Source organism: Faecalibacterium sp. An121 (genome assembly GCF_002160915.1).
GTDB lineage: Bacteria > Bacillota > Clostridia > Oscillospirales > Ruminococcaceae > Faecalibacterium > Faecalibacterium avium.
This window is the reverse complement of sequence record NZ_NFLM01000007.1, coordinates 13,309-34,219: the sequence shown is the minus strand read 5'-3', so window position 1 is coordinate 34,219 and position 20,911 is coordinate 13,309. Positions and strand designations below refer to the sequence as shown.

At 55.4% G+C, this 20,911-nt stretch carries 26 protein-coding genes and 1 pseudogene; 5 read left to right on the top strand and 22 right to left on the bottom strand.

What is annotated here, in order from left to right:
* Window positions 1-19 precede the first annotated feature (19 nt).
* From B5E66_RS05415 to B5E66_RS13220, 5 genes are all read left to right on the top strand, one after another.
* Complete coding sequence (locus B5E66_RS05415; RefSeq protein WP_087229963.1) at window positions 20-226, top strand: helix-turn-helix transcriptional regulator; 207 nt, start codon at window positions 20-22, stop codon at window positions 224-226.
* Between the two features lies 1 nt (window position 227).
* Complete coding sequence (locus B5E66_RS05410) at window positions 228-992, top strand: DUF3169 family protein (RefSeq protein WP_158098338.1); 765 nt, start codon at window positions 228-230, stop codon at window positions 990-992.
* A 23-nt stretch (window positions 993-1,015) separates the two neighbouring features.
* Window positions 1,016-1,552 (top strand): DUF3795 domain-containing protein, encoded by a 537-nt coding sequence (locus tag B5E66_RS05405; RefSeq protein WP_087229709.1) that lies wholly within the window; start codon window positions 1,016-1,018, stop codon window positions 1,550-1,552.
* Between the two features lie 292 nt (window positions 1,553-1,844).
* Window positions 1,845-2,303, top strand: coding sequence for a MarR family winged helix-turn-helix transcriptional regulator (locus B5E66_RS05400; protein WP_158098337.1), 459 nt, complete (start codon window positions 1,845-1,847; stop codon window positions 2,301-2,303).
* 239 nt (window positions 2,304-2,542) lie between these two features.
* Window positions 2,543-2,971 carry a hypothetical protein gene (locus B5E66_RS13220; protein WP_206393034.1) on the top strand — a complete coding sequence of 143 codons (429 nt, stop codon included), beginning with the start codon at window positions 2,543-2,545 and terminating at the stop codon, window positions 2,969-2,971.
* Here B5E66_RS13220 and B5E66_RS05390 read toward each other — a convergent pair.
* From B5E66_RS05390 to B5E66_RS05290, 22 genes and pseudogenes are all read right to left on the bottom strand, one after another.
* Window positions 2,905-3,264: a hypothetical protein gene (locus B5E66_RS05390; protein WP_087229699.1), complete on the bottom strand. Its 360-nt coding sequence runs from the start codon at window positions 3,262-3,264 to the stop codon at window positions 2,905-2,907. The two genes, B5E66_RS13220 and B5E66_RS05390, sit on opposite strands and share 67 nt — an antisense overlap.
* A 51-nt stretch (window positions 3,265-3,315) precedes the next feature.
* Window positions 3,316-3,807 (bottom strand): SF0329 family protein, encoded by a 492-nt coding sequence (locus B5E66_RS05385; protein ID WP_087229696.1) that lies wholly within the window; start codon window positions 3,805-3,807, stop codon window positions 3,316-3,318.
* Between the two features lie 26 nt (window positions 3,808-3,833).
* Window positions 3,834-4,385: a DUF4304 domain-containing protein gene (locus B5E66_RS05380; protein WP_087229693.1), complete on the bottom strand. Its 552-nt coding sequence runs from the start codon at window positions 4,383-4,385 to the stop codon at window positions 3,834-3,836.
* Between the two features lie 173 nt (window positions 4,386-4,558).
* Window positions 4,559-9,955: a suppressor of fused domain protein gene (locus B5E66_RS05375; RefSeq protein WP_087229690.1), complete on the bottom strand. Its 5,397-nt coding sequence runs from the start codon at window positions 9,953-9,955 to the stop codon at window positions 4,559-4,561.
* Between the two features lie 15 nt (window positions 9,956-9,970).
* Window positions 9,971-10,321, bottom strand: a complete 351-nt coding sequence (locus B5E66_RS05370) for a DUF6547 family protein (protein ID WP_087229687.1) — start codon at window positions 10,319-10,321, stop codon at window positions 9,971-9,973.
* A 25-nt stretch (window positions 10,322-10,346) separates the two neighbouring features.
* On the bottom strand, window positions 10,347-11,195 hold the full coding sequence (locus B5E66_RS05365) for a hypothetical protein (protein ID WP_087229685.1): 849 nt from the start codon (window positions 11,193-11,195) through the stop codon (window positions 10,347-10,349).
* A 226-nt stretch (window positions 11,196-11,421) separates the two neighbouring features.
* Window positions 11,422-11,832 (bottom strand): DUF5071 domain-containing protein, encoded by a 411-nt coding sequence (locus B5E66_RS05360; RefSeq protein WP_074026303.1) that lies wholly within the window; start codon window positions 11,830-11,832, stop codon window positions 11,422-11,424.
* An 83-nt stretch (window positions 11,833-11,915) separates the two neighbouring features.
* The gene (locus B5E66_RS05355; RefSeq protein ID WP_242958101.1) at window positions 11,916-12,581 is read right to left on the bottom strand and encodes a hypothetical protein; all 666 of its coding nucleotides are present in this window, start codon (window positions 12,579-12,581) and stop codon (window positions 11,916-11,918) included.
* Between the two features lie 9 nt (window positions 12,582-12,590).
* Window positions 12,591-13,001 (bottom strand): annotated as a pseudogene (locus tag B5E66_RS05350) (DUF6966 domain-containing protein).
* Complete coding sequence (locus tag B5E66_RS05345; protein WP_087229682.1) at window positions 12,998-13,948, bottom strand: hypothetical protein; 951 nt, start codon at window positions 13,946-13,948, stop codon at window positions 12,998-13,000. Before B5E66_RS05345 ends, B5E66_RS05350 begins: the two are co-directional and overlap by 4 nt.
* 15 nt (window positions 13,949-13,963) lie before the next feature.
* Entirely contained in the window at window positions 13,964-14,680 is a 717-nt protein-coding gene (locus B5E66_RS13620) for an Imm51 family immunity protein (protein ID WP_087229680.1), read from the bottom strand.
* Window positions 14,677-14,820 (bottom strand): hypothetical protein, encoded by a 144-nt coding sequence (locus B5E66_RS13155; protein ID WP_162609598.1) that lies wholly within the window; start codon window positions 14,818-14,820, stop codon window positions 14,677-14,679. The genes B5E66_RS13620 and B5E66_RS13155 overlap by 4 nt, the downstream gene beginning before the upstream one ends.
* 15 nt (window positions 14,821-14,835) lie before the next feature.
* Window positions 14,836-15,315, bottom strand: coding sequence for an NADAR family protein (locus B5E66_RS05335; RefSeq protein WP_242958100.1), 480 nt, complete (start codon window positions 15,313-15,315; stop codon window positions 14,836-14,838).
* A gap of 19 nt (window positions 15,316-15,334) precedes the next feature.
* Window positions 15,335-16,009, bottom strand: a complete 675-nt coding sequence (locus B5E66_RS05330; protein WP_158098336.1) for a DKNYY domain-containing protein — start codon at window positions 16,007-16,009, stop codon at window positions 15,335-15,337.
* Between the two features lie 49 nt (window positions 16,010-16,058).
* Window positions 16,059-16,328, bottom strand: coding sequence for a hypothetical protein (locus B5E66_RS05325; protein ID WP_087229675.1), 270 nt, complete (start codon window positions 16,326-16,328; stop codon window positions 16,059-16,061).
* Window positions 16,329-16,340: 12 nt separating this feature from the next.
* Complete coding sequence (locus B5E66_RS05320; protein WP_087229672.1) at window positions 16,341-17,822, bottom strand: hypothetical protein; 1,482 nt, start codon at window positions 17,820-17,822, stop codon at window positions 16,341-16,343.
* Window positions 17,823-17,837: 15 nt separating this feature from the next.
* Complete coding sequence (locus B5E66_RS05315) at window positions 17,838-18,122, bottom strand: hypothetical protein (RefSeq protein ID WP_087229669.1); 285 nt, start codon at window positions 18,120-18,122, stop codon at window positions 17,838-17,840.
* A gap of 10 nt (window positions 18,123-18,132) precedes the next feature.
* Window positions 18,133-18,864, bottom strand: coding sequence for a DUF4241 domain-containing protein (locus B5E66_RS05310; RefSeq protein ID WP_446718504.1), 732 nt, complete (start codon window positions 18,862-18,864; stop codon window positions 18,133-18,135).
* 36 nt (window positions 18,865-18,900) lie between these two features.
* Window positions 18,901-19,260, bottom strand: a complete 360-nt coding sequence (locus B5E66_RS05305; protein ID WP_158098335.1) for a DUF6572 domain-containing protein — start codon at window positions 19,258-19,260, stop codon at window positions 18,901-18,903.
* The gene (locus B5E66_RS05300; RefSeq protein ID WP_087229660.1) at window positions 19,257-19,583 is read right to left on the bottom strand and encodes a DUF5713 family protein; all 327 of its coding nucleotides are present in this window, start codon (window positions 19,581-19,583) and stop codon (window positions 19,257-19,259) included. Before B5E66_RS05300 ends, B5E66_RS05305 begins: the two co-directional genes overlap by 4 nt.
* A 16-nt stretch (window positions 19,584-19,599) precedes the next feature.
* Complete coding sequence (locus B5E66_RS05295; RefSeq protein ID WP_087229658.1) at window positions 19,600-20,145, bottom strand: hypothetical protein; 546 nt, start codon at window positions 20,143-20,145, stop codon at window positions 19,600-19,602.
* Between the two features lie 24 nt (window positions 20,146-20,169).
* Entirely contained in the window at window positions 20,170-20,895 is a 726-nt protein-coding gene (locus tag B5E66_RS05290) for a DKNYY domain-containing protein (RefSeq protein WP_242958099.1), read from the bottom strand.
* Window positions 20,896-20,911: the final 16 nt, after the last annotated feature.

Below are 20,911 nucleotides of genomic sequence, written 5' to 3'. Positions count from 1 at the left end.
CAAATTGGAGGGACGAAATATGCCGCTTTACAATCGGCTCAAGGAACACCGGGCCCGGCTGGGAGTCAATCAGCAGGAGATGGGGCGCCTGGCAGGCGTGTCCCGTCAGACCATCAGCCAGATCGAACGGGGCGATTACTCTCCCTCCGTGACATTGGCGCTCAAGCTGGCAAAACTCTGCGGGGTCACGGTGGAAGACATTTTTTCGTATCAGGAGGATGACTGAGATGAAAGATTTTGTGAAACAGGACAACCTCCGTGCGCTGCCCAAATTCCTGGCACTTGTGGCAGGGTTCACCGTATTGGGCGGTATCGGTGGATTTTTGGTTGCGATAGCGGCAAAGCCGGAGACACTGGAAGCCATCCGGGTCGGGATGGACCGAGTGATGAATATGGCCGGTCCCTGGGGGATCCCGGTAAGCGGTGTGGTGCTGCTGTTTCCTGCATGGCTGTACTACCGTTCGGCCCGCAGGCTGTATGGGAACTGGGATCCTGACATGGAAGAAGGCGCCGAGGATGAGATTCGCCGGCGGATGAATTTCTTGCTGCTGCTCATGCTGCTGTTTACCAACCTTGAGACAGTCTTTGCGTTCTTTTTTCTGGCTGCCAGCTTCCAGTATACCTATGCCCCGCTGAATGTGGTCTTGTTTTTGATCGCTATGGCCTGTATCATCCTTTTGCAGCAGAAGGTGGTGGATTTGACCCGCAGCATAAACCCAGAGAAAAAGGGCAGCGTCTATGACTTGAAGTTTCAGAAGATCTGGTTTACCAGCTGCGACGAGGCTGAGCGGGCCCAAATCGGCCAAGCCTCTTTTCAGGCTTACCGAACCACCACGGTGACCTGTATGATCGTCTATCTGGTGCTGACCCTGATGAACTTCATGGCAGGAACCGGGCTTCTGCCGGTATTGGTTGTCCTTGTGATTTTCGGGGCGCTTCAGGTAAGCTACCTTCTGGCCTGCATCCGGGCGTGCCGGCGCGCTCAGCGCTGAAATATATATGAAGGATGAAATATATGAAGGACTTTGAGAGAAAAAATCAGCGACTTTCCCTTTGCGGATTGAATTGTGGGCTATGCCCTATGCTTTTGGGAAACCATTGCGGCGGATGCGGCAACGGGAGTCCATCATGCAAAATCGCAAAGTGCAGCCTGGAACACGGGGAAATCGAATATTGCTATGAGTGCAAGCAGTATCCGTGTGAAAAATATGAGCATATTGACGAATACGATTCTTTTATCACGCACAGACATCAAAAGCGGGATTTAGAAAAAGCGAAAAGCGCAGGCATTGGTGCATATAATCTGGAGCAAACAGAAAAAGCGCAAATCCTTTCAAAATTGCTTGCCGGATACAACGATGGACGTAGAAAAAATTTCTATTGCGTGGCGGTAAATTTACTGGAACTTTCCGAAATACGGGAAGCGATGAACAGGATCGAATCCAATGACAGGGCGTTTGCGTCAGAAAAAGAGCGCTGCGCTTATGCCGTAGAAGTATTTCAGGAAATCGCCGACAGAAAAAACATTAAGCTGAAGCTGATCAAGAAATAGGCGGCCTTTGAAAATTCAGGGATGTGTTCGCAATGAAATGAAGTACGGTCTATCTATGCGTGAATGACATGGTAAAATCTTTGAATTTCTATCGGTTGCTTTTGCAGAATGAGCCTTTGTATTGAAACAATGACCGATGGACTGTGTTTGATGAGTGCCCGTATGCAAACGAGCGGCCGGAGACGGCGTCTGTAAAATTTTTCAAAAAAGCCTTGACAACAAAAGCCTGATCCGTTATACTGCTGGATGTCCGAAATCGTAATGTATGATTTGGGATGATAGGAGGGGAAGGATGGAACAGAGTCTGGAGATGCAAGCCAGTCTGGCGGCGTTCCGGGAAGCGACCTGGGAACTGGACGATGTTTATACGTTGTTCCCCAAATCCTGCGGGCTTTCCGAAGTGGAATATTGGTCATTGCTGCTGATCTACGAAGGCGCGGCCACCCAAAGCCAGATCAGCGAACGGCTTTTTGTCAGCAGGCAGACATTGAATTCCGCTTTCAAGCAGCTGCGCAAAAAGGGCCTGATCCGTTTGGAACCCTATGAGGAAAACCAGCGTTCCAAGCGCTCTCTGCTGACGGAGGAAGGAAGGGCTTTCGTTGAGGCGCATATCATGCGGATGCACCGCATCGAGGAAAACGCATGGAAAAAACTAAGCAGTGACGAACACAATGCTCTGATCTCCCTGACCAGGAAGATAAGCTGCCTGATCCGGAGCGAGATGGAGCAGTCAAAAATGAATCAGATCTGATGTTCATCGGAGGCTTGCAGCCGTAGCTGCAGGAGCCGGAGAAGATGTCGAGTGCGCTCGGTTATGGAAACGTAACCGGGCGCTTTTTTATTTTGGAGGTTGCGGGATGCATCGGAACCATTCCCCCCAATGCCCCTTCTGCCGGGGACGTTTGATTTTTCCGGCGGCCGGAGGGCGCTCTCCGCCGCAGGGCGGAGCCATCGTTTCATAGCTGCATCATCGGAGGACTGGCCATCGCAATGGTCTGCCAGCCAGGGAAGATAAGAAAACGCCCGGGCCTGACAAAAGTCGAGGAAGCGGAAATGCTCAATCTGGGGACGTCGGGGGCCACCCTGGAAGTACTGTTTGCGACCGGGCTCAAAATGGCGGCGGCCTCTCTCATCTCCAGCGTCTGCGCCATCCTGGGCGGGTACACCTGTGCCGCCCTTTCGGCGCAGGTGGGCAAGGACATTCGGATGGCGCTGTATGAAAAGTCCCTGAAGCTGTCCATATACGATTTCCGCAGCATTGCCTCCTTTTTGGTTTGGTCAGAGCCGCTCCACCTTGTCATAAAAACCGGCTATGTTAGAAAAGCGACGACCGCCAATGGTGAACACCTCTCTCATGTCCATATAAACGGCTCCTTTAAGTGGTATTTCTCCATAATCCGCTTTTCCAGAGCTTCATAGGAATCCATATCCTCTGGCTGCGCTGGAATACCCTTGTCTTCCCACCAATAACCATTCCCATAGTAGAAAAACATTGCCCAGTAATAAGGCAGGTCATGGCTGAATATCGCCACTCCCAAGGCATCGGCCACTGGCTCTGCCAGCGGTGAGCGTTCCACAATCTGAGAGGCTTCTTCATAGGAGATCCCCACCAGCTTCACCAGCAGATGCTTCACCAGTTCGCAGAAGCTGTACTGATTGAATATGACCTGCCAATCCTCATCTATTTTGAACACAAGTCCATCTCTCACCATGGTATTTCTCTCCGTTCCTTGACCTGCATCCTTGGCATGGGCATAGTCCCGTCAAGTCATTTCATACAGCAGGGCGGTGCCACCCTGCACCAGTCCAAGATGGGAGAGCAGGGTTTCTAGGCCGCTCTGCACCGTCCCGGCGGGCAGGTCCCAGTCCGGGGGATTCTCGCTGACAAGGCTTTTCTCAATGCTCTGGTTGTCAAAGATCCCAAACGCCTCATAGAATACCTTTTGGTCAAAGGTGCCCTGCTCCAGTGCAAAGGCATGAGCCTGGTTGATGGCCTCTTTTGCACAGTCGCAATCTTTCAGCGTTGTGGACCGCAGGTGATGAAATTTCGTCCACACATTCTCGAAATAGGTGTAGTAGTTGCTTCGCAGCACTTCCACGCCGTCCATGCGAATGGCTGCCCGGCCCTCATGGTCGGCGCTTTTGCTGTAACTGGTGGCAAAATATTGGATGTGACCCCGGAGCGCCGGGCACAGGTAATCATTTTCCAGCTTGTTTCGGATTCCACTCCAGGTGGATACTCGTCTGTTTGACATAGGCATTTGTTCCTCTCTGCTGAATCCTACTGCTTTTGGAGATACTCCCGGAAGCATTCGATGAACTCCCGATTCCGCTTAGGGACATCGAACCCCTTCCGATGGGGAAAGAACCCCTCCCGTTCCACATCATCCAGCAGCTTCGGCAAGTCGGAAAACCGGGCAAAGAACGGCAGGGCATAGTCCTGGATCTGCCCGGAAATCTCCTGGATAGAGCGTTCCCGCTCCAGCAGGGTGGACACCTCATAGCGGGGGAAATCATCATACCGGCGGGTCAGCCGGGCGATGGAGGTGCCTACGATACCGTCATAAGTCTCCTCATGCCTCTCCCTCTCGCTGCGCCATCGGGCAATCACCGGGGAACTCACATCGAAGAAGGCAGTAAAAGTGGTGGAGCCAAAGCGGATGGAGGGGGAAAAGTAAAAAGAGAACACAAAGATGCCGTCTTTTTTGTAGATATCATTTTTGCTCTTGCGGTATTTGTAACCCAGCGGAATCAAGGGCTCCGCGATCCGCTCACAGGTATAGACGAAGATCTCGCGGGGCTTGGTTTCCTTGGGGAAATCCTTCTTCTCCATGTTGCCACCTCTCAGTCACAATAGATACCCACAACTATCATCCCCTTGAAAGTCCTGACACTTGTTATAGAAATCCTTCAAGGTTCTAAATTCGGACAACGTTGCATTCTGGTTTTCCGTTCCGTTCAGCTGAATGGTGAGTGTTTTATTTTCTATCGTTTGCCGAACCCTCATCAATCCCACCAGAAGTACCAGACGGTGGACTGCCGCAGCACATCGGCCAAAGCGCCCACGGTGGCGTCCTCCGGCCCCTGGTCGATCACATCGGGGCAGAAACCGTACAGCTCTACCGCCGCATCCATGGCCTTCTCCTTGGGGACGGGGACCGGGAGCAGGAACTCCAGCTCGTCGTGGGTCATGGCGGCGGGCACCGCACCGTACTGCTCGAACCAGTATTTGGCCGCTGCCATCAGCTGGGGTGTGTCAGGGCAGTCGTTCCAGTTTCCGAAGGGCAGGTAGGCAAAGATCTCCCAGGGGTTCTTCACCGGGATCTTAGCCAGAATAAGGGGATAGGTCATATCGGTGTCAGAATTCCAGTAGCAGGAGAAACGGTTATTCTCATAGCCGCCCTCCATCTCGCCCAGGACTTCCTCATTCCAGTCCATATCATCGTCCTCGGCTTCTTCCTTGCGCTGGCCGGTCAATTCCTCCAAAACCGCCTTTCCGTCCTTGATGGGGGCGGAGAGCATCTTCTTCCGGTACTCCGTTACAGCTTTAAGGTCAAATTCGTAAATGTCCGCATCATTCTCCGGGTCGGCGTTCATCACCAGACACTCCAACAGCGTTTCATCATCCGCCTTGATGAGCACCGGCACAAAGCCTTCTTTGACACTTTCCCGTTTGGCATAGCTGTATGCCGACATGATGGGATCATCGTCCTTCATGGAGGGAAAATAGGTACACTCGCAGTCCAGATACTCCATCAACGCCTCAGCCAGTTCGGAGGGTTCCAGCGTATCCTCGTCGAAGTCCTGTCCCTGCCAGTTTTCAAAGCGTTTCTCGATTACCTTTGCCATGGCCTGGTAGTAGTCCTCGTCAAAGGGGATAAACAGGTAGGCTTCATCTTGGAACTCATTGGAGTGATACCGCTCCGGGCCGAAGAAGCGGAGGGCGTTGTCATCAACATCGGCAGGATAGTAGGGGCTGTCGCCCTCTCCATAGTAATAGCCTGCAAAAGCACGGCCTTGCTGATTGAATAGCACAGAGAACAAGCAGCCGTCCAACTCATTCTGGATGAATGCCCGCAGGTCCACACTGGCAGGGTCGGCTTTGACCTGTTTGATCACTTCGCCGTATTCTTTCAGAAATTCCTCGCCCATCAAATCATGCTCCATGCACCAACGCAAGTAGATGGCCATATGGTTGTAGGCATTGATGGGGTCAATGGGCAGACCCTTCTCCTCAATGCTCTCGATATGATAGGAGGCATCGTCCATCTCACCGTCAAAATCATCATTGGAAAGGGTGCCACGAGTGATAGCATCCTGACGGTCAGGCTTCACCACAAAGCTGATGCCCTCCATTTTGTCCAGCAGGGCGTCCGCGTCGTGGGCCAGCTTATACTCCAGCTCGTCCCGGTAGAGGGGGATCACCTGGTAGAAGTTGATCTCCTCGCCGCCGGGCAGGGTGCAGAATTCGCTGCCGTCCTCCGTTCCCTGGGGGCCGGTCAGGATGGCGGCGCACAGCTCCGTATCCGGTGCAAAAGGCTCCTGATTGTCCATGGTGTGGCCCCAGCCCAACCAGGTGTCGCTGGCAATGGGCAGACGGGCCAGGGATTTCAGCAGGCGGATGGGCCAGTACCACCGATCGTCTTTCATGTCCTCCTGCTTCAGCTTCCAGTCCTTGGGCAGGGCGATGGCCAGCTCCGCCCGCTCCAGCTTGTATTCGGCCAGTTCCTCGGGCACATTCATCCGGTGGGCGCCCATGCCCATCGTCACCAGTGTGTAATAGTCATGTTCCTCAGAAGGCGGCACCACGCAGATGTCCACATGGATGTCGGGGGAACTCAACTCGTGAAACACGGTCTCAAAATTGCCGAAATACTGCTGGATGTGCCCTTCAATGGCCTCCATTTCCTCCTCGGAGTAGACCTCGGGAGCGCCAGTTTCTTCACCATTGGGCGCTTCGCCCTCCGGCTCATGGGGCGTTTCAGGGTCCGGGTCATCTTCTCCTTCGTCCTCCGGGCCGCCCTCCGACGGCTCCCAGGAGATTTTCAGGGTCATCTGGTCCTCCGGCAGACCGACGCCGGGGCTGCGGGTGATGGCGTGCTTGTCATCCGCCGTAAAGCCGATGGTTTCCCCGTCGTGGAGCTCCACATCGCTTCCCAGCACATAGGAGGCGAGGCTGGCCAAAAAGTCCCGCAGGTCACCCGGCTCAGCGTCGGCGCCCAGTACCTCCATCTCGTCTTTGCCGAAGGCCTCCATGCCGTAAGTGTAGCCGTTCAGACCCTTCTCATTCCGCCAGAGGCCGAACCAGATCCAGTTGAAAATGGGCAGTTCGTCCCCCTTCAGCATATCGGCAAAGCCCTCATAGAACCGGGGCTCGAACACCACGCCGCTGGTATAGACGCCGGTGGCATACTTCTGGCGGCAGCAGGCGGCCACCACCTTGGTGAACAGTCTGCCCTTTTCCAGCAGATCTTTCTCTTTGCCCAGCACCGCCACCAGAATGTGGGCGCGGTGCTCCCTGGCAACCTTGACCGCATCTTCCCACATATAGTTGTTTTCCGCGTTGACCTCGGCCTCGCCGCCGGGGATAGGATAGTTATTCAGACTGACGGCGGCGAGCATATCGCCCACCTCAAACACCAGGACGTCGTCGTCCTTCTCCCCGCTGGCGTCGGATTCATCCACGGGGATGTCCCACTTTTCCTTTATGTCCCGGATGAACTGCTGTTTGTCCCATTCTCCCTTGGACAGCAGCACAAAGCCGGTGAAGACGCCGGTGCGGTCGGTGTCACTCTCGTCCTCGTCCACAGCCTTGCCCCGCTTGTCGATCTCTTTCTGGCACTCCTGGATCACAGCCGGAGCGTCCTCATCCTCGGGGGCCAGTTCCGCCCACCGCTGGGCATAGGGGATGGCCTTTTCTTCCTGCCGGTTGAGATACTGATAGCCATAGGCCATCCGCATATTCCACTGGGCTTTGTCCTGGCCCTCCTCCCGGACGGACTCCAGCACCTCGATGGCCCGGAGCAGGGCTTTTTCTGCCTTGTAGTAGGGGAGCTCCTCCTGATGGTCGCCCAAAACTGCGTAGTTTTCCAGCGCCCGCGCCATGGCGTAGGCGGTGCGGTAGTTCCGCTGGTTCTCCGGGATAGCGTTCAGCGCCTGGATGCAGCGGAGGAACGCATCCTCATTGTTCCACTGCTCGATCTGTGCAAAAAAGTCCTCGGCGTTTTCTGGGGTGTAGGGGATGTAGTCCATACCGGACAGCGTCTCGTCCAGCTCAGCGGTATCCTCGCTGCCCTCCGGCTCTTTCTCGGGCGGCTTTTTCAGGGCTACTGTGCCCGCCTCCCGGCGGAAGGTGTGGAAGCTGGCCCAGGGGATGTCCGTGCCCTCAAAGAACTCCTTGGCCATCTGGAGCGCCGTTTGGATGTCCCAGGCGATGAAGTCCACATAGCCGCAGAAAAGGCCGGTGGCTCCGCCGGTGAGGGTGAGGATCTCCGGGCCGTCGCCGGTGCTGAACAATTCCTCCAACTTGTCCCGGAAGGCGAAGATCTTCTCCGATCCTTTTTCCTCCCGCAGGGTGTCCAGGGGATAGCAGAAGAAGCCCGCCACTGCGCCGTCGGCATGGAGAGCATCCATAAAATCGTTGTCCCCGTTCAGATAGCCATTGATGAGCGGCACACAGCAGGTGGAGCCGGCCATTACATCCAGCCGCCAGTCAGCGTCCGGGTCCTTGTTGGGTTCCATTTCGTAGCCAAGGTAGCTCTCCAGATAGGCTTCCGGATCGGTGGTAAGGTTCGCTCCCTTTTCTTTCAGTTTGTCAGGCAGCTGGGACAGGAGGAAGGACGGCTCTGCCTTGGGCTGATCCAGTACATCGAAATCGTCAATGTACCACATGTGGGAGATCTCGCCCAGCACCTGGTCGGTGAGGGTGGTGAGCATCCACCAGACACGGCCTTCCGCCTCCCGGAGCATAGGCAGCAGCTTTTCGCAGTAGGCGGAGATGGCAAAGCTGTTTTCACCCTGCTCCTCCAGCCAGACCTGCACATCCTCCCCGGAGATGTCCCAGCCATCCTCGGTGCGCAGGCCGATATTCTGGAGGGGCTGACGGCCCACCAGGATGTTCCAATGCTCCAGCACCTCCCTGGGGGCGTGCTTCTGGAAGTAGATCAGCTCAAACAGCTTGACCTTGTCACCCTCCGGGGTGAGGATCAGCTCATGCTTCTCGCCATTGAAGCCCATCTCGAAGGAGATTTCGTCAAACGCCTGGTTCAAAGCCCCTTCCATTTGGGCTACGAGTTCGGCGCCGCGGGTATGGTCCTTGTCGTCGTCCATCATCTGCCGCAATTCTGCTTCCATCTCGGCAAAGGTTTCCCACCAGTTCTCTGTCCGCTCCCGGAAGCACTCCCAGAACTGCGGCAGGGAAATGCCCTTCCTGCACCATTCGATAAACTCTTTGGTATCCTCGTCGCCGGGACGAGCTTCCAATGCTTTTTCAAAGTACCGCAGGGCGCGGCCCTCCTGGTCCAGATAGTAGTAGGCATACCCCATGCGGAAGTTCCAGTAGTAGTCTCCCTCGAAGTATTCCTCATGGGGCTTTAACAGAGCGAGGGCTTTTTTAAGCATTTCTCTGCAAGTCGGCTTATGTGGGTCCGCCAGATTGTTGTAGGCCCGGGCCAGTTCGCTGTCCATCTCCGGGGTGCGTTCCTCGGCGGGGATGGCCTCCAGCGCGTCGATGATTTTCTGGAATTCGTTCTCCTCATTCCATTTCTGGCACTGCTTCAAAATATCCATATCTTGTTCCTCCTCGTCCTGTTCCGGTTTCCAGTCTTTGATCTGCTGGAACACGCCATTCTCATCCCGCTCAAAGGCGCATGGGGTAGGGGTGTTCAGCAGAGGGATGATGAAGTCCCGGTTGCGGCCGCCGGACTCGTACAGCTCCTTCCGCAGGGCCTCCACATCCCGGGCCATCTCCCGGATCTCGTCCTCATCCATCATCTCACTGAGGTCATATTCCAGCGGATTCTGGGCAAAGTCCGTCAGGGCTTTTTTCATGGCGTCGTGTTCCTCTGGCGTGGCGGTGATGCGGATGCAGCGGGCGGGGGTGTTGTACTCGTCCAGGTCCTGGAGGTTTACACTGCCGCTGACGCTGCACTCCAGCAGGATGGCAGCCAGGTCAGTGACCACATCAATGGCGAAGTGAAAGTCCATCTCCACGCCACCCGAGTGGGTGAACTCCAGATACTCCACAGTCTGGCGGAAGTCCCAGTTCTGCTTGTCCAGTCCGATTTTGGCGAAGATTTCGCCCAGGGGAACCTCCTCTTTCTTCTGGTCCACCAGAAACTCCACCAGGTTCAGGCTGTCATCCGAGCCGCCAATGTAGTTGCCCCAGTATTTTTGGATATACATCCGTCACGCCTCCTTTTATTCCGGCCATTCATCGCCGTCACAACGGCTGATGAAGTCATAGTGCAGGCTCTCAAAATAGTCGTTGGGAAGGGATACCTCGTCCTGACGCAGCTCCAGCCCATCCAGATCCATCATCTCATTGATATATGCAAGGGTATCGTGAATACCCGCAACATGTTCGTCCTGAAGCATCTCAGCCAGCACACCTTTCTGCTCCGGTGTCAGTGCGGCGAGAAATTCATTTTTCGCCTTGTTGTCCTCCGTCCTGGGAAAGCCATCCCCCTTGACCCACCGGGCCGTTATGCTGTTCTTCCGATCCACAAGGCCGTCAATAAATGCTTTATACAGTTCCAGTTCCTTGCTCATGGCAGATCCTCCATTCCCAATCAATTTACTTTCGGATCAAACTCCCGTCATCAATAAAGGCAGCTTCCCGGATGCGCCGGAGGGATTCCGGTTCCAGCAAAAACTCCCGCAGGTTCGGGTCCTCAAAGAAGGACATGGGGCGCACCTGGGTCGGCCCGGCCACCGCCCACAGCCGCGATGTTGCCAACCGCTCCGCTGTCTGGAGCGCCTTCTCCCGTTCGCCTAAATAGAGATAGCGGGCGATTGCGTCCCGATAGGAGGAGTCAGCCATGGGCACGCCCTGAATCTCCTCGAACAGCTCCACCGCATCCTTGGCAGTGCCGAACATACAGCAGTGGTTGTAGAGCTTCCGTTTGGCGTCGGGATCGTCCGGGGAGAGCTTCTTGTTCTGCTCCGCCAGCTTTGCCCAAAGCTGCTCCTTCGTCTGGGGCTCCTCCGGATCACGGTAGGGGTAGTTCCGGTCGTTGTCCGAGAAGGGCATGACGCCCCGCCGGAGGCAGTCCATCAGGATATCGCAGAAGCGGTCCCGCTGGGGCCGGCCGTTCTCCGCCCGGATGCGCGCCTGTTCCTTTGTCAGCGCATCGATCATCTCCTGCTCCCGGTGGAGCTGGATGGCGGCCACCGTCATAGCAGTCATGTGTTCATCGCTCACATTGCTGTAATACCACTCCTCCAGCCAGGGGAGGACGGTGAGATCCAGATCCAGCGCATGTTCATAGCCCAGCTCAAAATAGGCCGCCTCCGCCTTCACCGCCGCCACCTGATGGGGATATTTGTCGGCAAAGGTCTCCAGGGTGTCCAGGGCCCCGTCCTTGCCGTCCATGATCTCATAGCAGACCATGCGGAATTTTTTAGGCAGTTTGATGACATCCATATCGACGCCTCCTTCAGTCTTTTTTCTGTAAATAGTAGGTTCCACACCGGCCCCACAGCCGGGTGTCCAGATTTTCCTTTTTGATATCTGCCATCTGCCGAAAGACCGGCTTGATTGCCTATCAGCAAAGACAGTCGAGGCTGTCAGCGGCGGCTTATGAAATGTGCAGTTCATCTTGACCGTTGCTGGCTCGGTTGGCTTTGCTATCTCCCCGATAAATGGGAAGTTATCGACCTGTTTTTGATAGTCTGTTCTGCAAGAAGATGACAGCGGCTTCATGTACTTCTTCTCTTAATTCGCCCTGTGTAGGACTTTTTGCAATCCTCTGTATATCTGAGAGAATACAATTTATGCTCTCATCGGAAAAAAGAGGTGCCAGACAGGTGATAATCCAATACTTCCATATGTCGTCTTTTTCATGTGGACTTAAAACTCTATGAATTAAAGGGACAAGGGCTGATTGGTGTAAAGCGAGCACCGGCAAAATATCACCAGCAACAGGCCAATTACAGTCCTGTATCCACTCCAAAAGAGAGGGTAATATCGGCTCAATCTCATTGTCAGTAAGGTGTTTTAGCCTCTCTATATTTGAGCTATCAAATTTATTTTTTGGCACTAAGTCGTGAATATCTGTCATATTAGCTCTTAATCTCCATCTCAAATTTTATTTTGTCGTTCTCCAAATACCTTTTTCTTTCTTAAAGCGGAATAAATTTTCGTTCACAGTAGTCCTCCTTCGATCCTTTCTGCGTGTTCCAGCAGATAGCGCCGGCCATCCTGCTTGGCCTGCTCCAAGTATTGTGGAAGCAGGCCGGAATGGATGGCGTCCAGCGAGACCAGAACCGCGATCCGCTGGTATTCCTGTAATTCGAGGGAATAACAGTTCCGCTCCCAGAACAGCGGAGCGAACTGTTCCACACAGTCAGGACGCAGAGCGGGCATCGCCAAAAGCGCCCGCCGGCTCACATATTCATTGGGGTCCTTTGCGAAGTCCAGGATCATGTCTTTGACTTCCTGGCTGCATGGACATTCTGGCAGATAAGCGGCAAACTGCCACTTGGCCTCACTTTCATTGGAGGCTGCGGCCCTGCGGCAGAGGCACTCGAACCATTGGGGATGGGAAGTGGTCTCCTGTATAAACCCCTCCGCTTCGTTGTCCCTGGCGATCAGATAGACCATCTCATCCAGCAGGACGCTGTCTGCCGTTTCTGCATCCATTTGGGTCAACACCTGGCAGAAGGCACTGTAAGTATCATTCCAGTATGGATAATCGACTTCCCACTCACCGCCGAGTTCCTCGCTGGTTTTGCCGGGATAAGTGGCTTCCTGCCATTGATGAAACTTGATTGCCTGCTCCAGCAGGCGTTCACGGATGCCCTTTGCCATGTGCTCACCTCACAACCTATCCAGGTTCTCCTGTAGATTGCCCTGCCTCAAATGGCGGGCAATGGCTCGGTTCAGCTCCTTGCGCGGGTGGTAGGACGCCTGCTCTGTGTCGCGGGCGCATTCTTCCATCAGGGCCTCTGGAGAAACACCCTCACGCTTGCCGTAGAGGTGGCCGAAGGCATAGCACACGGACTTGAGGAACTCAAAGATGTAGTCGTGATTTCCCCGCATATTGGGCAGGTCGTTGAACGAACCCATGCCTCCGTAGGCCCGGAGGTGATGGCCAACCTCCCGCCGCTGGGTCCAGTCCTGAATGTCCCGCTCCAGCTAGTCGATCCAGTTTTGGAATTCCGGGTGGTCCGTCTGAAGAATGGTGCGCAGACAGACCAGAGCCTCGGTATAAATATCTGCCTGTTTCATAGGCCATCGCTCCCCCAAATGCCTCCATAGAGTACGCCGTTTTTTCCGAGGAACAGCATCCGGCTGCGAAGCAGGCTGCACCGCTCCACAGAAACCTTCTTTCCGTCGCAGGTGGGAACGGCCTTCTGCTTCTGCCCGAGGCGGCCGCCCCGGGCGGTCAGGAAGTAGAATTTGCCGTGCTTCTGGTACCCGCCCTCGAACAGAAAGGTATCACCAGACGGGGCGACAGAAAAAGCTCCGCTTCCCTCGATCGGCAGTTCAAACACAGCGTCCTCTTTGAAATTCGTCCGCACCAGCCGGAATTCATTGTAGTAATAGAACCACAGGTTTTCTTCTTCGTCCAGGCTGATGGCGTAGCAGTCGTAGATGGGATACTTTTCATTCTTCCAGAGTGGAGTTCCCTCCGATGTCCATGCAATCAGGCCGCAAGCGCCCAGAGGTTCATCCCAACCGTAATTACCAAATACACCTTCGTCAAAGTAGCTGGTAATGATGGTGCCATCTTTTTTTACCACACAGTCTTGAATGCCATCCCCCAGGCAGAAACAGGACAGCACAGCTCCGTCCCGGCTGACGATCCAGGCGTTTTGCTCGGGGCCGTTTTCCCGGTAGGCGCACCGGGCCTGAAACAGCAGAAAGTTCTCACCAATGGCCCGCAGGTAATGAAGTTGAAATTTGAGACGCCCCAGCGGAAATACCGCCATGTCCAGAATTTCTCCCCCGGCCCAGTCCATCTTTAACTCCGCCACTGTGTAGTCAGCGGGGGTCTTCGCGGTAATTTTATCTTGGGATTCTGCCGTCTGCTTGAATAACAAATAAATCTTCTGATCCCAGCCCACGGAGAAGTCAGAAAACACAGCATCCTCCAGATGGGTGTCCCGGCGCAGTTCGTTCAGGTCCATGATGGAGAACAGCGGCAGATTTTTGGCTTTTATAGGTTGGTTCATAGCGTCTCCTCCTGGCTACTTTAACGCTCCATCATAGGTGTGGCTCTCCCAGATGGACTCAAATTCCGCTTTCTCTATTACGCAGGCGTGGAACTCCTCGCCCCAGACATGGACGTTCAATTCCTCCACGGTGGGGATCGGCGTGATTTCGATGGCACCATCATAGAGGTCAGGGATGTTGCGGGTGCTGCCATCCGCAAAGATGTCGATGGAGCGGATGGCCAGCCGCTCATTTTCGGTATCCACTTCATAGAGGATGATGGTCGGCTCTCCCTCTGGTGCGTCCTCCCAAACGAGCTTGATGTACTCGGTTCCGCCCAGATAAGTCCTCATCGTTTTTTCATCGGCACAGGCCGCTTGGATCATTTTGGCCAGCATCATCAAATCGTCGATGTATTGAGAATACACGCAGAACACATCTTCGTCAGAGTCGAAGTGAAACAGACCCACACCGCTGTTGTTTTCCTCGAACTCCCGTATCACGCCCCGGACCAACCGCTCCCAGTCTCCGCTGCTTCCAGTCAGTCCCAGCCGACGGAATTCTTCCGTCCGGAATCCATCGTTGATTTTCAGCAAAAGGGAGATGGCGTAGGGGTGGTGGGGAATGAGGAAGAATGGCGCGATCTGCTCCGGATTGACCCAAATTTTGAAGGGCGGGCGCGGATCGGGTATCCAGGGCAGGATTTCCCATTCATCCTCCCGTCTATTTCCGTATTGGCATAGGTCTTTCATGGTTTCACCGCCTGTTCAAGTTTCTTTCTGCATTTCTCAATGTGGGCTTGCTTGGCGGCCATGATCTCCCGCACCGTCTCCACCTCCATCCGTAGCAGGAGGGCAATCTTCTCCGGGTGCATCCCGTCCGCCGCCAGCATACAGAGAATCTCCTTCTACGCGGAGGCTTTGCCCGCCATCATATACTGCTCCATGCAGAGGTAGGAGTCAGCCATCGTATAGAAGTCCTCCATCCACCACTGGCTGAGACAGCTTTTTGTCAGCTGGCCGTCCTCGGATAGCTGATGGCCCCAGAACAGGCACAGCTCCCGCTTCCGCCCGGCGGCAAACTCCTGCTGGAGCCACTGGCGGGTGTACTTGGGCCTGCCCTCCGGCTGCCACGCCTCCACCAGGAAGTCACCGTGTACCAGCACCTCGCTGCTGTCCTCGTCATCCCACCACCCCTTCCAGCTCACCGGCTCGGGAAAGAGGGCGCGGTATTCCGCCCGCTCCCCCGGGATGAGGGTGTCCAACCAATGGCCGAACCGGTCTATGTAATCCTCCCCATAGCCCATGCGCCAGCCGATGGAGTATCGCTCGATCTCCGGGAAGGCCAGCCAGGGGGGAGGCATGATGTTCTTGTCTTGCAGTGCCATAAGGGGACGTCCTTTCTCGTCAGAGCAGTTTCTGGTTCCATTCTTCTTCTGTGACCCGTTTATTCTGGAAATAGAAGTGCTCGTCATCCCTTGAGAGATCCTTTTCCGCATTCACGATCCGCCAGGATTGCAGATCGGCCTTCGGCAGCAGATAACCGCCCCAGAAGATGGACTTGGCGTCCCATGCGAAATAGCCGTCGTTGTTGGAGACGAAGGTGGCGGGATCCGCCTTTTTCAAAATCTTGATCTTGCCGGCAAAGTTTTCATAGTACACGGCCCTGCTGTCCTTGGCATATCCGTAGGGAATCCGCAGCCGGATGGGGCGCTGTGTCCCATCGGACATGGTCCGGATCTCTTTAATCTTCGTCAGTTTGACTCCATCATCACAGACAACGAAAGAGCGGATATCCTCCGGCTCAAACCGGCCGCCGGTGGTCCAGACACTTTTACAATCCCTGGCGTAGCAGTTGTTGAGTGCCGTGAACGAGGCGTGATCCACATTCCGAAGCTTTTTGCCCTGGAGAAAACAGTGTTTGCTATCCTTGGCAAAGAGCCGATTGAACCAGACAAAATGCTCTACATCCCTGGACACCGGGGAAAAACCCCAGAAGACCTTTTCTCCGTCCGTCCAATAGAGCAGGATCTCCTGCGCGTCCTCATCATAGAACAGCGGGTTGGTGTCGATGTCAGGCAAAGTCATATAGTCCACATCTATGTATTTTGGCGGCTTGGGAAGCGGGTTTCTAATTGATTCCATGGTGTTCACCTCGTTCCATGTCGTTTCGTTCTTCTTTTATATCCAGTGGAGTGCCGTCCAGGGATGTGATCTGTGCCAGCTCTGCTTCAGTCAGATTTTTCAGGAAAATGCAGTATTCGTCCGGGTGGCCTCCCACAAATTCCATTTTAGGCATCCCGATCTGCTGAGGATCGGTGATCCACAGGCAAGGCTCTCCCGTCGCCCAAAACCGCGTCAGAGTAAGAACTTGGCCATTGTAAACTACTGTCTGGTCCATCCTCGCCCCTCCTCAAAAATCTCTTAGTTCCTCAAACTTCTCAATCAGGGCATCTTTCTGGAGCGTGTCGCCCGGCAGGGCATCCAGGATACCCCGCAGGGCCAGATAGATCTCATCCCGCTCCTCGGTTTCAATGAAGCCCATCTGGTTGAAGGTCTGGGTGTAGGCCACCACCGCATCCAGCGCCTGGGCCTGGGCGTCCCCGCCCGGTTCCGCGGCCAGCTTCATCAGCAGGGCACGGGTCTTGCGGTATTGATTGGCCGCCTTTTTTGCGGCAGTAGCGGGGATATGCTCCGCGCCGTCCCAGCCCCGGAAGGGATTGTCCAAATTTTGCGCCAGCCACTCCGGTTTCCGGGGCTTGGTGATCCGCAGGTCCATGCCCGGCCTGCCTTTCCAGAGCCGTTTAGCCGCCTTTGCCGCATCCTCCGGCAGGCTGGTCATCCAGAACCATCTGAGGTTTGGCATCTGCTCCGGGGTGGGGATGTCATCCGCCCCAAAACCGAACAGATCATAGGTGGAGAGGTTCGTCAATTCCCGGAACCCTCCCACGGCGGAGAAGTTCCCCAAGTTTCCCGGCGCACCCCAGAGCCGCAGCTCCTTCAGATGGGGATGGACCGCAGCCAGCCCGGTCAGATCAAAGTCCTTCAGCTCGATGCCATGCAGCCCTCGTAGGTTCGGCAGTTCCGTGTGCGGGCGGTATTCCCCGATAAATTGGAGGTTCAAACCGCTGCCATCTTCGGGGGCATGGATTGCACAGGCGTCCGGCCCCTTGTTCTGGAACAGGAGCTGCTCCGTTCCCTCACACAGCCACAGCTCCTGCAGCCCGGTCATGTCCAGCATCAGCTTTCTGACGCTGGTGCCCCGAAGGTCCAGGGTCCTCTGGCCGTGGTCCAGCAGGGTCAGTTCATCAAGGAAGGGGGTCCCCCGCAGAAACTCCAGTAGATCCGGGTGCCACCGCTCACAGATGAGGGCGGAGAGGCAGGGCAGCGCCTTCAGCTCCAGCGCCGAATCAAAGGGGGGATACGAGTCCATGATCCGGTGGCTGCTGACCTTCACTGGGATACCGCCGATCTCCGTCACCTCGTCGCTCTCCATGGCCTCCTTGAAGGCCCGCCGCCGCTCCTCCGGGATGGCCTGCCACCGGATCTGGAGGTACACATCGTAGCCGTCACTCCAGCCGCCGTAGGAGCGGCAGGGCTCATCGGTGAAGGGGGGCAGTGTGCCCACAAGCGTGTACTGAGGCGGGACCTCCAACGGCACCCGCAGCAGGTGGAGGTCGCGGGACCAGTACATGAAGTCCTTGTAGAGCGGGCGGAGATGGGGCAGTTCCTCCGCGGTCAGAGGGGCGTCGCCCACCCAATCCAGAGAGAGGACCACCGCCCAAGATTCTTTGCTCACCGTGTCCGGCGGCGCGATATAGGCCACCTGGCAGGCGGTGTAGCGTTTCAGATATTGGTTGTAGACTGTATAGACCTCTCCGGCGGTGGCTTTCATGGCGCTACGCTCCTCTCATCCGTTCTTTTCCAGATAGAATCCCCATACGCAGTTGGAGAACTCTCCAGCGGCAAAGCGGCGGATTTTCCCGTCGATCTCCACCTGCCAGACCTCAAAGGTGTGCTCCTGGTGATAGATTGGGTCTTTGACTTTTACTCGCTTGCCGGTGGGCTGCCAGTCATAGTCAAAGATGCTCACACCGAACAATTCGCATTGACCATCCGAGCCAAATGTTTCATATTTCCAATAGGTATCCCTCACGATTCGGTCCGCTGTCCGCTCCCGTTTTGGTAATTCCATGGTGTGTCATTTACTCCTGTTCTCCATAGCTGGCTTCAATGTCGATGAAACGCACATACACGGCGCAGATTTCACCTTTTGCGTCATAGCCGAAGTAGACGGGATAGTAGCCGTCGCCCCAGCCGGAGGCAAAGATGGGCAGATTACAGTCCGTGTCCGGCACCGTCCAGTTGAGCCAGTCGCCGTAGCTGCTCTGATACTTGGGGTGGGCTTTGGCGTTTTCCTCCAGAAGATCGCAGAACAGGTCGTTGTAGGGGTCGATGTCCGGGTCTTCCTCCAGCCGCTTGGCCCAGTAAGTCTTGAAAGCCGTCTGGGTCTGGATGTCCGCCACACAGCTCATCCCGGCGTCTACGCCAAAGCCAAAATAATCGTCCTCATCCAGTCCCTCGTCCAGATCCTCTTTGCCAGTCATGCCCAGCTCATAGCGGACAGGCTTTTCCCGGCTGACCTCCACCTTGACGCAGGCGTAGCGGTCGCCGTATTTTTCACTGGGCACCACGCAGATCTTCACGGGATAAGTCCCGGCGGGGATCGTCTGAATAAAGGACGGTGTATCCTCCAACTCCACCATCGGATCGCAGGCAAAGATGGTTCCGGTAGGGAAATGGACGGACCCAATGTCCAGCACATCCACACCCATATTCCCAATCACTTTCTCTGTGAAATGGGCGTCCAGGTCCGCTTTGCAGGCCAGTTTGTCCTTAATGGATTCGTATTTGTTCAGCCATTCGGCAGTCGGCATAATGGTTCCCTCCTGTTGATTCAGTTTGAGCATTGGTCAACTCTCTACAATGCGGACCGGTTTTCCTCCAATTTCAATTTCCAGCTTTACGCCGTAGTCCTCTGCCCATGCGGGGCACTTACTGAGCAGGGCCAGGATGCGCTCATCCGGCTCCCGGTCAAGGGTCACACGCAAAATCACGGACCAATCCCCATATTCCTTTTGAAATTCCTCGCTCTGGGTGTGGTTCAGATAGCCTTCCATCTTGTCGAGCAGGGCCTTCTGCGTTTCCGGGGAGCCGTCAATGAATCCGTTGCAGACGAGGACCATCAAAACTTCCTTTGATTCGGGTTTTTCTGCCAGAATGTCGATCTTGTGCAGATCCCCAAACATATCTTCAATCGTCATCGTCTTCACCAGTCCCTTTCCCGGATGGCCTCCTCCATATCAATGGGAATGCCAAACCATTTCAAAATGTAGTCCACGGTTACGCCGATACAGTCCCGAGCCACCGTTTCGATCTCGCTGTCGTTCTCGTCAAACTCCTCCTGGAGATCATTGATGCCGCAGACCGCCTCGTCCAGTTTTTCCTGCACCGCTTCGGTGTCGGTTTCGCCGCTCTCCAGCAGGTCGATGACCTTCTGAAGCTCGTCCTTTACCTTGTCCACCAGAAAGGCAGGATAGTAATCGTCTTGATACATCTCGTCCAGCAGTTTGTAATGGGGGTCAAACGCTTTCATTTTGATTCTTCCTTTCTCATTCAAACATCAAACCGTATGATTCGGTCAGGCTGCCATCATCCTCATGGAACATACACTGATACAGAGGCTGGCGCTGTGTTGCTTTGCGGAACCGCTCCAGAACCGGAGCCAGCGGCTCATCGGTAGGGATGCCGAGCGCATCAGCAACCCGCCGCCAGCTGTCCATATCCATATCTTCCAAGTTGATATTACGCTGCCTCTGCCCGTATTCCTCCAGTGTTTTGGCATCCACATACTGCTTTGCGTCACAGCAGTCGTGCCAACAGATGCAGCTCACGATCAGGGAAAAGAGGTCGTCCATGCTCTCGGCCAAGCGGCCCGCCTCTCCCTCGCTGCTGTAATAGCCGATGGAGCCGTCCTCCAGTAGGTGGTATTCCCCGCCGGAGCCGTCTCTTGCAAAGGCCATGCCGGGCAGGGTGAAGGTGCACCGGCCCTCCGCCTCATCCCGCTCTGTCAGTTCATCCAGCAGGGAGAAGTCAAACAGAACATCAAATTCCTTTGCCAAATCGGGGTTTTCCCGCAGTAATTCCAAATGATCCATCGTCGTTTCCTCCGTTTATGGTTCTCACGTCATCCCGCGCAGCTGTTCCATCCACTGCACCTCCTCGGTGATCTCGTCGTTCCAGTAAAAATGGTTTCTGTCTCGGGCCAGATGATCGGCAAGCGGGGGCGCATCCGGCGGGGTGCAGACCGTGAAACTGTCCCGATCCGCCCCCTTAATCTCCCGGTTGAGGTAGTACACCCGCCTGGCATCGCGGGAATACCAGCAGGGGAGCAGCTCCCAGGAAGTCAGCTCCACCCTGGGGAGCGGCTTGCCGTAGGCATAGATCCGCTTGGCATCTCTGGCAAAATAGGTGTCGCCCAGGGAGCGGAAGGTGGAGACCTCCGCACCTTTGATGATTTTCACCCTGCCGTCCCCATTGTGGAAATAGACCTGCCGGCTGTCCCTGGCGTAGCCCTGGGGCGCGCCTGAGTCGTTTTGGCCGTCATCCAGTGTCTCGAAGGTTGACAGGTCCGCGCCGGGGACCCGCCCGCTGGTGGTGTAGACCGCCGTTTTGTCCATGGTGTAGGCAAAATTCAGCACCCGGAAGGAGGCGGGGTCCGCCCCCCGCAGGCGGATGCCGCCCATGAAGCAGGCCACAGAGGTTTTGCCCCAGTAATGCCAGCAGAGAAAATCTTCGGGTAAGACGCCTTTGAGCAGGCCGTTTTCATACAGGCCGGAGAAATAGACCGCTCGATTCTGGAGGAAGAACTCATTGTCCACTGGCTCTGTGTTGGTGATAGGCTGCATCGTTGTATCTCCTTTC

What these genes read in the sequence shown, in the direction of transcription:
- B5E66_RS05415 (WP_087229963.1), top strand. Translation starts at nt 20, where the DNA reads ATGCCGCTTTACAATCGGCTCAAGGAACACCGGGCCCGGCTGGGAGTC.
- B5E66_RS05410 (WP_158098338.1), top strand. Translation starts at nt 228, where the DNA reads ATGAAAGATTTTGTGAAACAGGACAACCTCCGTGCGCTGCCCAAATTC.
- B5E66_RS05405 (WP_087229709.1), top strand. Translation starts at nt 1,016, where the DNA reads ATGAAGGACTTTGAGAGAAAAAATCAGCGACTTTCCCTTTGCGGATTG.
- B5E66_RS05400 (WP_158098337.1), top strand. Translation starts at nt 1,845, where the DNA reads ATGGAACAGAGTCTGGAGATGCAAGCCAGTCTGGCGGCGTTCCGGGAA.
- B5E66_RS13220 (WP_206393034.1), top strand. Translation starts at nt 2,543, where the DNA reads ATGGTCTGCCAGCCAGGGAAGATAAGAAAACGCCCGGGCCTGACAAAA.
- B5E66_RS05390 (WP_087229699.1), bottom strand. Translation starts at nt 3,264, where the DNA reads ATGGTGAGAGATGGACTTGTGTTCAAAATAGATGAGGATTGGCAGGTC.
- B5E66_RS05385 (WP_087229696.1), bottom strand. Translation starts at nt 3,807, where the DNA reads ATGTCAAACAGACGAGTATCCACCTGGAGTGGAATCCGAAACAAGCTG.
- B5E66_RS05380 (WP_087229693.1), bottom strand. Translation starts at nt 4,385, where the DNA reads ATGGAGAAGAAGGATTTCCCCAAGGAAACCAAGCCCCGCGAGATCTTC.
- B5E66_RS05375 (WP_087229690.1), bottom strand. Translation starts at nt 9,955, where the DNA reads ATGTATATCCAAAAATACTGGGGCAACTACATTGGCGGCTCGGATGAC.
- B5E66_RS05370 (WP_087229687.1), bottom strand. Translation starts at nt 10,321, where the DNA reads ATGAGCAAGGAACTGGAACTGTATAAAGCATTTATTGACGGCCTTGTG.
- B5E66_RS05365 (WP_087229685.1), bottom strand. Translation starts at nt 11,195, where the DNA reads ATGGATGTCATCAAACTGCCTAAAAAATTCCGCATGGTCTGCTATGAG.
- B5E66_RS05360 (WP_074026303.1), bottom strand. Translation starts at nt 11,832, where the DNA reads ATGACAGATATTCACGACTTAGTGCCAAAAAATAAATTTGATAGCTCA.
- B5E66_RS05355 (WP_242958101.1), bottom strand. Translation starts at nt 12,581, where the DNA reads ATGGCAAAGGGCATCCGTGAACGCCTGCTGGAGCAGGCAATCAAGTTT.
- B5E66_RS05345 (WP_087229682.1), bottom strand. Translation starts at nt 13,948, where the DNA reads ATGAACCAACCTATAAAAGCCAAAAATCTGCCGCTGTTCTCCATCATG.
- B5E66_RS13620 (WP_087229680.1), bottom strand. Translation starts at nt 14,680, where the DNA reads ATGAAAGACCTATGCCAATACGGAAATAGACGGGAGGATGAATGGGAA.
- B5E66_RS13155 (WP_162609598.1), bottom strand. Translation starts at nt 14,820, where the DNA reads ATGCTGGCGGCGGACGGGATGCACCCGGAGAAGATTGCCCTCCTGCTA.
- B5E66_RS05335 (WP_242958100.1), bottom strand. Translation starts at nt 15,315, where the DNA reads ATGGCACTGCAAGACAAGAACATCATGCCTCCCCCCTGGCTGGCCTTC.
- B5E66_RS05325 (WP_087229675.1), bottom strand. Translation starts at nt 16,328, where the DNA reads ATGGACCAGACAGTAGTTTACAATGGCCAAGTTCTTACTCTGACGCGG.
- B5E66_RS05320 (WP_087229672.1), bottom strand. Translation starts at nt 17,822, where the DNA reads ATGAAAGCCACCGCCGGAGAGGTCTATACAGTCTACAACCAATATCTG.
- B5E66_RS05315 (WP_087229669.1), bottom strand. Translation starts at nt 18,122, where the DNA reads ATGGAATTACCAAAACGGGAGCGGACAGCGGACCGAATCGTGAGGGAT.
- B5E66_RS05310 (WP_446718504.1), bottom strand. Translation starts at nt 18,864, where the DNA reads ATGCCGACTGCCGAATGGCTGAACAAATACGAATCCATTAAGGACAAA.
- B5E66_RS05300 (WP_087229660.1), bottom strand. Translation starts at nt 19,583, where the DNA reads ATGAAAGCGTTTGACCCCCATTACAAACTGCTGGACGAGATGTATCAA.
- B5E66_RS05295 (WP_087229658.1), bottom strand. Translation starts at nt 20,145, where the DNA reads ATGGATCATTTGGAATTACTGCGGGAAAACCCCGATTTGGCAAAGGAA.
- B5E66_RS05290 (WP_242958099.1), bottom strand. Translation starts at nt 20,895, where the DNA reads ATGCAGCCTATCACCAACACAGAGCCAGTGGACAATGAGTTCTTCCTC.